Annotated in this window: 2 protein-coding genes; both read right to left on the bottom strand. The window is 74.1% G+C overall.

Translation table 11 applies throughout. The annotated features are described in order from the left end of the window. The coding region (locus ABT324_RS32700; RefSeq protein ID WP_351185556.1) for a non-ribosomal peptide synthetase at positions 1-8851 on the bottom strand (8851 nt) is incomplete at its 3' end. Between the two features lie 85 nt (positions 8852-8936). Then, a partial coding sequence (locus tag ABT324_RS32695) for a condensation domain-containing protein (RefSeq protein ID WP_351185553.1) occupies positions 8937-11477 on the bottom strand: 2541 nt, incomplete at its 5' end.

Raw genomic sequence — 11477 nt, 5'->3', positions numbered from 1 at the left:
CGACGACGTAACCGACCAGGCGCCGGTCGCCGGGCCGGTCCTCGCGCACCACCACGCGGGCCTGCTCGACGTCCGGGTGCGCGGCCAGCACCGCCTCCACCTCGCCCGGCTCAATCCGGAAGCCCCGCACCTTGACCTGGTCATCAGCCCGCCCCAGGTACTCCAGCTGACCGTCCGTGCGCCAGCGCGCCAGGTCACCGGTCCGGTACAGGCGCCCGCCGGGCGGGCCGAAGGGGTCGGCGACGAACCGCTCGGCGGTGAGCGCGGGCCGGTCGCGGTAACCCAGCGCGAGGCCTGGCCCGGCGGTGTAGAGCTCGCCCGCGACGCCGGGCGGAACCGGCCGCAGGTGCGCGTCGAGGACGTGGACCGCGACTCCGCGCAGCGGGCGGCCGATCGGCACCGGGTGGTCGTCGGGGGTGGCGTGCGCCCAGGTGACGTCGACGGTCGCCTCGGTCGGCCCGTAGGCGTTGATCATGGTCCGGTCGCGGCCGAAGAACTCCAGCAGCTCCACCGGGCAGGGCTCGGCGCCGGTGATGAGGTAGCGCAGGTGCGGCAGCGGCACCTTCGGCACCGTGGCCAGCACCGACGGCGGGATGTGCAGGTGGGTGATCCGCGCGCGGTCCAGCTCGGCGGCCAGCTCCGCACCGGTCGTGGTGCGCGGCGGGACCACCAGGCGAGCGCCGGAGAGCAGGGCCATGCACAGCTCGGCCACCGACACGTCGAAGCTCGGCGACACGAACTGGAGCACCCGGCTGTCCTCGCGCACCCCGTAGTTGCGGAGCTGGTTCTCCGCCAACGTGGCGAACCCGGCGTGGGAGACCAGCACGCCCTTGGGCCGCCCGGTCGACCCCGAGGTGTGGATGACGTAGGCCGCCGAGGTGGCCAGCAGTGGGGCGGTGCGCTCGGCGTCGGTCGGGTTCTCCACCGGCTGGTCGGCGAAGCCCGGCTCGGCGAGGTAGTCGTCCAGCAGCAGCGGAGTTCCGGGCAGCCGCACCTGCGAGGTGGACACGACGAGCGTGGCCCCGGCCAGCAGCTGGTTGATCCGCTCGCCCGGGTACTCGACGTCGACCGGCTGGAAGGCCGCGCCCGCCTTGAGGACCGCGACGATCGCCAGGACCAGCTCACCGGACTTCGGCAGCGCCAGCGCAACCACGTCACCGGGCCCGACGCCCAGCGTGATCAGGTGGTGGGCGAACCGGTTGGCCCGCTCGTCGAGCTCGGCGTAGGTCCAGGCACCGCCGTCGAACTCCACCGCGGTGTTGTCCGGGGTCAGGCCCACCTGCCGCTCGAACAGCTCCGGGAAGGTCGGCTGGCCCCACGGCTGCGCGGGCACCGCCGACATCATCCGGCTCTCGACGTCCGTCCGGACGTCCACCGTGGACAGACGCTGTGCCGGGTCGGCGGCGACCTGGCGCAGCAGCGCGGTGAACCGGTCGGCGATGGACCGCGCGGTGGCCTCGTCGAACAGGTCGGTCCGGTAGGAGACCACGCCGTCGATCCCGGTGCCGGAGCCGTCGGCGGCGCGGTTCTCCCGCAGGCTCAACGCGAGGTCGACCTTCGCCGCCCCCGCCCCGGCGCCTTCGAGCTCCACGTGCAGGCCGGGCCACTCCGGTCCTTCGCCCGCGTCCTCGCCCTGCAGCGCGAAGGCGACCTGGAACAGCGGGTGGTGCGACAGCGACCGGGTCGGGTTGACCACCTCCACCAGCCGCTCGAACGGCACGTCCTGGTGCGCGTAGGCCGCCAGGTCCGCCTGCTTGACCCGGTCGAGCAGGTCCGCGAAGGCAGGGTCGCCCGAGGTGTCGGCGCGCAGGACCAGGGTGTTGACGAAGAACCCGATGAGCTCGTCGAGCTCCGGCTCGCCGCGACCGGTCACCGCGGTGCCGATCGGGATGTCCTCCCCCGCGCCGAGCTTGGTCAGCAGTGCCGCGAGCGCCGCGTGCAGGACCATGAACGGCGTGGCGTCGTGCGCCGCCGCGAGCCGGGCCAGGGCGGCGTGCGTCGCCGCGTCGACGGCGAACTCCACGGCGTCCCCGTGGTAGGTCGCCACCGCCGGTCGGGGCCGGTCGGTGGGCAGCTCGATCCGCTCCGGGGCGTCGGCCAGTGCGTCGCGCCAGAACGCCAGTTGCCGCCCGGCTGGCGAGTTCGGGTCGTCCTCGTCGCCGAGGACATCCCGCTGCCACAGCGCGAAGTCGGCGTACTGCACGGGCAGGTCCGACCACTGTGGAGCGCCACCGCGAAGTCGGGCGGCGTAGGCGCTCGCGAGGTCGCGCACGAGCGGGCCCTGCGACCCGCCGTCCGCGACGATGTGGTGCAGCAGCACCAGCACCACGTGCTCACCCGGCTCCCCCGCGGCGACCGAGACCCGCAGCGGGGCCTCGTGCGCCAGGTCGAACGAGTGGCGCGCCGCCGCTTCCAGGTCGTCGACCTCGTGGATCACCACCGGCGACGGGTCGTGGACCCGCTGGTGCGGCGTGCCGTCGACGGTCGGGAAGGTGGTGCGCAGGCTCTCGTGCCGGGCCACCACGTCGGTGACCGCCTCGGCGAGCACCGCCAGGTCCAGCGCACCGGTCATCCGCAGCAGCAGCGGGATGTTGTAGGTCGGGCTCGGCCCCTCCAGCTGGTGCAGGAACCACAGCCTGCGCTGCGCGAACGACAGCGGGACCAGCTCCGGCCGCGGCACCGGCGCGAGTTGCGCGCGGACCGGTTCGGCCGCGCCGAGCGCCTCGGCGATGCCCGCCACCGTGGGTGACTCGAACAGCTGGCGGATGCCCACCCCCGCGCCGAGTTCCGCACGGATCCGGCTGATCAGCCGGGTGGCGAGCAGCGAGTGGCCACCGAGCTCGAAGAACCCGTCGTCGATGCCCACCTGCTCCACCCCGAGCACCTCGGCGAACAACCCGCACAGCAGCTCCTCGCGGGCGTTGCGCGGTCGGCGCCCAGCGGCGTCGCCGGAGAACTCCGGGGCGGGCAGCGCCTTGCGGTCCAGCTTGCGGTTGCTGGTCAGCGGCAGCTCGGGCAGCAGCACGAACGCCACCGGGACCATGTACTCCGGCAGCCGCGCGGCCGCGTGCTCCCGCAGCACGTCCGGGTCGCACTCACCGGCGGGCACGACGTAGGCGACCAGGCGCTTGTCGCCCGGGGTGTCCTCGCGCACGACCGCCGCCGCGTGCCGGACCTGCTCGTGCTGGTTGAGCACGGTCTCAACCTCGCCGAGCTCGATCCGGAAGCCGCGGATCTTGACCTGGTCGTCGACCCGGGTGACGAACTCCAGCATGCCGTCGGCGTTCCAGCGGGCGATGTCGCCGGAGCGGTAGAACCGGGACCCGGGCGGGCCGTAGGGATTGGCCACGAACTTCGCCGAGGTCAGCCCCGGGCGGTTCAGGTAGCCGCGGGTGACCAGGTCACCGGCGATGTAGAGCTCGCCGGCGACCCCGACCGGGGCCGGGCGCAGCGCGGCGTCCAGCACGTACATCTGGGTGTTCCAGATGGGCCGCCCGATGGTGACCACCCCGGTGGGCACCTGGTCCCCGGGCCCGATCCGGTACTCGGTGCAGCCCACGGTGGTCTCGGTCGGGCCGTACTCGTTGATCACCGTCGCGCCGGGGTGGCGGGCCCGCCACTGCTCCAGCACCTCCCCCATCAGCGACTCGCCGCCGAGCACCAGCTGCTGCGTCGGCGAGCACTCCGGCGGCAGCGCCAGCAGCACCGGCAGGTGGCTGGGCGTGGCCTTGACGAAGGTGGGCCGCTCGGCGATCTGGGCGGACTCGTCCAGCTCGACCAGTTGCGCGCAGCCGCCGGTGGTCAGCGGGGCGAACAGGCCGGTGACGGTCAGGTCGAAGGACACCGGCGAGTGCACCAGCGCGCGCCCGGCGACCGCCGGGTAGGCCGAGCGGACCCACGACAGGTAGAGGTTGAGCGAGTCGTGCTGGACCACGACACCCTTGGGCCGACCGGTGGAGCCGGAGGTGAAGATCACGAAAGCGGCGTTGCTGGAGCGCAGTTCCCGCACCGGGTCCGCGTCGTCCACATCGGACAGGTCAAGCTCGTCCACCAGCAGGTGCGGCGCACCGGGGGGCAGCCGGTCGGCGCAGCTGCGGTCGGTGAGGGTCAGGACCGGGCGGACGTCGTCGAGCACGAACTCGATGCGCTCCGCGGGGTGCGACGGGTCCAGCGGCAGGTACCCGCCACCCGTCTTGAGCACCGCCAGCAGGGCGACCACCAGGTCGACCGAGCGCGGCAGCGCGATGGCGGCGAACCGCTCCGGGCCGACCCCCTGCGCGATCAGCTGGCGGGCCAGCCGGTTGGCCCGGCGGTTGAGCTCGGCGTAGTCCAGGACGGTGTCGCCGAAGGCGACCGCGGGTGCGTCCGGGGTGCGGCGGACCTGCTGCTCGACCAGGTCCGGCAGGGTCGCCTCCGGGACCGCGCGCTGGGTCTGGTTCCACCCGTGCACCAGGGAGTTCCGCTCCTCGGCGGGCAGCACGTCCAGGTCGCCGATCGAGGTGCTCGGGTCGGCCGCCACCGATTCGAGGACACGGAGCAGCCGGGCCGCGACAGCCTCGGCGGTGCGCCGGTCGAACAGGTCGGTGGCGTACTCCAGCACGCCCTGCAGGCCGGTCGGCTCGCCATTGGTGGCGTAGGACTCCTCGACGTGGAAGGTCAGGTCGACCTTCGCCACGTCGGTGCTGCTGCTCTCGCGGCGCGCGGTGAGCCCGGCCAGCTCGAACTCGGCGTCGTCGGCGCGGTGGAAGTCGAGCATGACCTGGAACAGCGGGTGCCGGGACATCGACCGGACCGGGTTGACCACCTCCACCAGCCGCTCGAACGGCACGTCCTGGTGGGCGTAGGCGGCCAGGTCGGTACGGCGGATGCGGCCCAGCAGGTCCAGGAAGCTCGGGTCGCCCGAGGTGTCGGTGCGCAGCACCAGGGTGTTCACGAAGAACCCGACCAGCTCGTCCAGGGCTTCGTCGCCGCGACCGCTCACCGAGGTGCCCAGCGGGATGTCGGTCCCGGCGCCCATCCGGGTCAGCAGCGCCGCGATCGCGCCCTGGACGACCATGAACACGCTGGCCTGGTGCTCCCGGGCGACCCGGGCCAGCGCGCGGTGCGCGGCGGCGCTGAGCTCGAACTCGACGCCGTCGCCGCGGTTGGTGGCCACCGCCGGGCGGGGCCGGTCGGTGGGCAGCTCCAGCTCGGCCGGGACGCCGTCGAGTTGGTCCCGCCAGAACGCGAGTTGCTGCGCCACCAGGCTTTCCGGGTCGTCCTCGCGCCCCAGCAGCTCGCGCTGCCACAACGCGTAGTCGGCGTACTGCACCGGCAGCGCCGACCAGTTCGGGCCGCGTCCGGCGCACCGGGCGGCGTAGGCGGTGGCCAGGTCGCGCGCCAGCAGTCCGCTGGAGCGGCCGTCGCTGGCGATGTGGTGCAGCAGCACCAGCAGCACGTGCTCGTCCGGCCCGACCTCGAACAGGCTCACCCGCAGCGGCGGATCGGTGGCCAGGTCGAACGGCTCCCGCACCACCTCGGCCAGCTGCTCGTCGAGGCGGTCGGCGTCGTGCACGCGCAGCACCGGGCGGTCCGCCACCACCTGCTGGTGCGGGGTTCCGGCGACCTCCGGGAAGACCGTGCGCAGGCTCTCGTGCCGGTCCACCACGTCACCGATCGCGGCTTCGAGCGCCGCCCGGTCCAGCGGGCCGGACAGCCGCAGCGTCACCGGGATGTTGTAGGTGGCGCTCGGCCCTTCGAGCTGCTGGAGGAACCACAGCCGCTGCTGGGCGAACGACAGCGGCACCCCACCGTCGTGCGGCACCGGCCGCACCGGCGGGCGCGCTCCCGCTGCGCCGTCCAACCGGGCGGCCAGGCCAGCCACCGTCGGCGACTCGAAGACCGCGCGCACCGACAGCTCCACCTCGAACGCCACCCGGATGCGGCTGATCAGGCGGGTCGCGAGCAGCGAGTGCCCGCCGAGCTCGAAGAAGCTGTCGTCGACGTCGACCCGCTCCACCCCGAGCACTTCGGCGAACAGCCCACAGAGGATCTCCTCGCGCGGTGAGCGCGGTGCCCGGCCACGCTCGGCAAGGTCCTCGTCCGACGCCGGGAGGGCCTTGCGGTCGAGCTTGCCGCTGGTGGTCAACGGCAGGGCGTCGAGCTCGACGAAGGAGGTCGGCACCAGGTAGTCGGGCAGGCTGCGCCGCAGGTGCTCGCGCACCGCCGCGGCCGGGCCCACGACGTAGGCGGTCAGCCGTTCCCGGCCGCGCTCCCCGCGCACCACGACGGCGACCTGGCGGCACTCGGGGTGCTCCCGGGCCACCGCCTCGACCTCGCCGAGCTCGATCCGCACGCCGCGCACCTTGACCTGGTCGTCGACCCGCCCGGCGAACTCCAGCACCCCGTCGGCGCGCCAGCGGGCCAGGTCTCCCGAGCGGTACATCCGGCTGCCGGGAGCGCCGAACGGGTTGGCGACGAATCGCTCCGCCGTCAGCGGCGCACGCCGAAGGTAGCCGTCGGCGAGCTGCGTCCCGGCCAGGTACAGCTCGCCGGTCGCGCCGACGGGGACCGGTCGCAGCGCCGCGTCCAGCACGTGCAGCTGCGCGCCGGGAACCGGTCGGCCGATCGGCGCCGGGTCCTGCGGTTCGCCGTCGCAGTCGAACTGCGTGACGTCGATGGTCGCCTCGGTCGGGCCGTAGAGGTGGTGCAACCGGGCGGGCAGCGTCCGCCGGAGCTGGTGCTGGAGGTCGGCGGGCAGCGACTCGCCGCCGGTGAAGATCCGGCGCAGCGAGGTGCACCCGGCCGCCCCCGGGGTGTCCAGGAACATCCGCAGCACCGGCGGTACGAAGTGGACGGTGGTCACCTGGTGCTCGCGGATCACCGAGACCAGGTGGTCGACGTCGCGGTGCCCGCCGTCGGCGGCGAGCACGATCGTGGCTCCTTCGACCAGCGGCCAGAAGAACTCCCACACCGACACGTCGAACCCGGCCGGGGTCTTCTGCAGGACCCGGTCCGCCGCGTCGAGCCGGTAGGCGCGCTGCATGCCGACCAACCGGTGCACCACGGCGCTCCTGGGGACCACGACGCCCTTCGGGCGGCCGGTCGACCCGGAGGTGTAGAGCACGTACATCGGATCGGCACCGTCCGCGACCTCCACGGAGATCGGATGCCCGACCTCCGAGGAATCCGCGGCCAACTGGTCGATGCGCAGGGCGCCGGGGAGCGCGAGGTCGACGTCGCTGGTGGTCAGCACCAGGTCCGGAGCGGCGTCGCGCAGGACGTGCTCGACGCGTTCGGCCGGGTGGTCCGGTTCCACCGGGACGTAGGCCGCCCCGGACTTGACCACCGCGAGCAGCGCGGTCACCAGGTCGACCGAGCGCGGCACCGCCACCCCGACCAGGCTGCCCCGGCCGACACCCGCGGCGGCGAGGTGCCGCACCAGCCGGTCGACCCGCTCCGCGAGCTCCCGGTAGCTGACCTCGCCGCCGCCGTGCACGACCGCCGGGTGGTCCGGCGCCTGTCGGACGCGCTGCTCGAACCGCTCGACCAGGCCCGGTCCGCCGGGGGCGGCTTCGTGGTCGTTGAACTCGTGCACCAGCTGGTGCCGGGTCGGCGCTCCCAGCAGTTCGATCCGGCCGAGCGGCTGGTCCGGGGCGGCCTCGACGGCGGTCAGGAACCGGTGCAGGCGCCGCAGCAGCTCCTCGGCGTCGAACTCCTCCGGCCGGTGGTCCAGTCGGAACCGCAGCATCCCGTCCGCCTTGGCCACGATGAGCCCGAGCGGGTAGTGCGTCGCTCCCCCGCCGTCCACGCCGGTGATGCGCGGTTCGGCCTGGTCCTCCTCGGCCAGCGAGTCCAGCGGGTAGTTCTCGAACACCAGCAGCGTGTCGAAGAGCGGGCCGAGACCGGCGATCCGCTGCACCTCGGCGAGGCTGGTGTGCTGGTGCGCCAGCAGGGCGGACTGCTCGTCCTGGAGGCGCGCGAGGACGTCCAGCACCGGGGCGGCCGGGTCCAGCCGGACCCGGACCGGCAGCGTGTTGATGAACAGGCCGATCATCGCCTCGACGCCGGGGACCTCCGGGGGCCGCCCGGACACCGTCGCGCCGAACACCACGTCCTGCCGCCCGGTCAGCTGCCCCAGCACCGCCGCCCACGCGCCCTGCACCAGTGTGTTGACCGTCAGGCCGTGCTGTCGGCACAGCGCCTCCAGGCCCGCGGCGGGCACCTCCAGCCACGCCCGCTCCGGCAACCGCGGGCGGCGGCCGGGCTCGGCGACGCGGGTTGGTTCGGTCAGCCCGTCCAGCGCCTGCCGCCACGCCCGCTCGGACTCCGCCGGGTCCTGTTCGGACACCCAGCGCAGGTACTCCTTGTACGGCGTGACCGGCGGCAGGGCCGCACCTCGGTGGAGCTCGAACAGCTCGTTGATCAGCAGCGGCGCCGACCAGCCGTCCAGCAGCAGGTGGTGGTTGGTGATCACCAGCCGGGACGTCCGGTCCGGCAACCGCACCAGGGTGCACCGCAGCAGCGGCGGGGTGCGCACGTCGAAGCGGCGCGCCCGGTCCGCGGCCAGGAACCGCGGCAGCTCGGCGGCGGCCAGGTCGAGGACCTCCCACGCCGGTTCGACGTCGCGCACCACGTACTGGATCGGCTGGCCGCCCTTGCGCTGCCGAAACCCGACCCGGAGGTTTGCGTGCCGCGCCAGCAGCTCGCGCAACGCCCCGCGCAGGCGCTCCGGGTCGACCGCCCCGGCCAGCTCCAGCACCAGCTGGGTGTTGTACACCTCGTCGGCGTCGGCGTCGTGCAGGGCGTGGAACCACAGCCCCTCCTGCAGCGGCGACAGCGGCAGCACGTCTTCCAGCCGCGACCGGCTCATCGAAACTCCAATCCGGTTCCCCCGGCCGCGGCCGCGGGGAGTGGGCCCGCTGCCGGGCACCCGGGCAGCGGGGGGCTCTGCGGGGTCATTCCAGCCCCAGCTCTGCTTCCAGCTCGTCGATCTCGTCCTGGCTGAGGGTGGCCAGCGACAGGTCCGACGGGGTGTGGCCGCCCGCGCCGGGGTCGGCGACGTGCTCGACCAGCGCGCGCAGCGCCGCGGCCCAGCTCTCCGCCAGCTCCGCGACGTGGGACCGGTCGACCAGCGAGGTGGCCCACGTCCAGGTGGCGGTCAGCCGCGGCCCGTCCGGGGTGTCCTCGGTGACCGCGTTGACCTCCACCGCGTGCGGCAGCGGCATCCGCGGGTCCCGCCCGGCGGGGGTGGGCAGGTCGTCGGCGACCGCGAAGTCGTGCTGGTCGGATCCGCCCTGGAAGCGGCCGAGGTAGTTGAATCCGATCTCCGGTACCGGACGTCCGGCCAGCTCTTCCGCCGTCCGCGGGTTGAGGTGGCGCAGCAGCCCGTAGCCGATGCCGTGGTCCGGGACCTCCCGCAGCTGCTCCTTGAGCTGCTTGACCACCTGGCCGAGCGCGGCAGAGCCGGTCAGCAGCTCGTCGGTGCGCACCGGACCGGGGTCCAGCCGCACCGGGTACAGGTTGGTGAACCACCCCACGGTGCGGGACAGGTCGCCGTCCACCACCGGTTCCCGGCCGTGCGACTCGACGTCGACCACGACACCGGTGTCCGCCGCGCCGCGGGCGCGGCGCACGTGCAGCACGGCGATGGCCAGCGCGATGAGCAGCACGTCGTCGATCCCGGCGTGGAACCCGGCGGGCACCGCGGTCAGCAGCGCTTCGGTGTCCGCAGTGGACACTGCCAGCTCCAGCTCGTCGGACTCGGTGCCCGGCCGCGGTGCCGTGCCCGGAGCACCGAGCACGTCCTTCCACAGCTCCAGCTCGCGCTCCCGCTCCGGGCTGGCGGCCTCCTCGGTGAGCCGGTGCGCCCAGGTCCGGACCGAGGTCCGCACCGGTTCGAGCGCGTCACCGCCGCCGTGCCAGGCCGCCGCCAGGTCCGGCAGCAGCACCCGCCAGGACACCCCGTCGACCGCCAGGTGGTGGACCACCACCAGCAGCCGACCCGGTTCCCGGGCGCCGGCGTCGAACCACACGAACTGCGCCACCACCGCATCGGCCGGGGACAGCCGGTCGCGGGCGGAGGTGCCGCGCTGGCGGGCGACCTCGGCGCGGGCGGTGGCGGCGAGGCCCTCGACGTCGACCCGTTCGACCAGGTCGGCCGCGCGGACCGCGCCGACCGGCAGGATTTCGGGCCGCCACCCCGGGTTCAGCCGGAGCCGCAGGGCGTCGTGGGTGTCCAGCAGCGCTTGCACCGCCTCGGCCAGCCGGTCGGCGCCGAGGTCAGCCGGGACCCTGATCAGCATCGACTGATTGAAGCCCGCGAAGTCCTCGGTGTGCTCGCGCAGCCAGTGCATGATCGGCGTCGCGGGGAACTCCCCGGTCCCGGCCCCGGCTTCCTCGGCGGCCTGCTGGTCCGGACCCGCGACCTCGGCGAGCTTGCGGACCGTGCGGCAGCGGAAGACGTCCTGCGGGCTGATGTCCAGGCCCTCGCGGCGGGACCGCGCCACCAGCTGCAGGGACAGGATGCTGTCCCCGCCCAGTTCGAAGAACCCGTCGTCGATGCCCACCGACGGCACCCGCAGGATCTCCGCGAAGAGCCCGCACAGGACCTCCTCGTGGCGGGTGCGGGGTGCTGCGCCGGAGCTGGCCACGAAGTCGGGCGCGGGCAGCTCCTTGCGCGCGACCTTCCCATTGGGCAGCAGCGGCAGCTCGTCGAGCAGCACGAACGCCGAGGGCACCATGTAGTCCGGCAGCCGGGCCGCGGTGAACGACCGCAGCTCGGCGGGCTCGGGTCGGGCACCGCCCGGCACGACGTAGGCGACCAACCGCTTGTCACCCGGGACGTCCTCGCGCACCAGCGCCGTGCTGCTGGTGACGTCGGGGTGCTGGTCCAGCACGGCCTCGACCTCGCCCAGCTCGATGCGGAACCCGCGCACCTTCACCTGGTGGTCGGCGCGACCGACGTACTCCAGCTCGCCCGCCGCGGTCCACTTCGCCAGGTCACCGGTCCGGTACATGCGCTCGCCGGGCGCGCCGAACGGGTCGGCGACGAACCGCTCCGCGGTCAGCCCGGAGCGGCCCGCGTAACCGCGCGCCAGCCCGGCACCGGAGACGTAGAGCTCGCCGACGGTGCCCGGCGGCACCGGACGCAGCCCCGCGTCCAGCACGTGCACCCGTGCGTTGGTGATCGGCCGCCCGATCGGCGGCGCGACCTCCCCGGCCAGCGGCGCGCTCATCGTCGCGCACACGGTGGTCTCGGTCGGGCCGTAGGCGTTGATCATCCGCCGCTGCGGCGACCACTTGGCCACCAGCGCCGGTGGGCACGCCTCCCCGGCGACGACCAGCGTCGTCCCCGGCGGCAGCGCGTCGTCGGGCAGCACGCCCAGCGCGGTCGGCGGGAGCGTCAGGTGCGTGACCCGCTGCTGCGCGACGAGTTCGGCGAGCGCATCACCAGGCAGCAGGCGGTGCGCCGGGGCCAGCACCAGGCAGGCGCCGGA

The organism is Saccharopolyspora sp. NPDC000359, assembly GCF_040300525.1.
GTDB lineage: Bacteria > Actinomycetota > Actinomycetes > Mycobacteriales > Pseudonocardiaceae > Saccharopolyspora.
The sequence above is the reverse complement of the archived record's forward strand: the minus strand, read 5'-3'. Positions and strand labels throughout refer to the sequence as shown.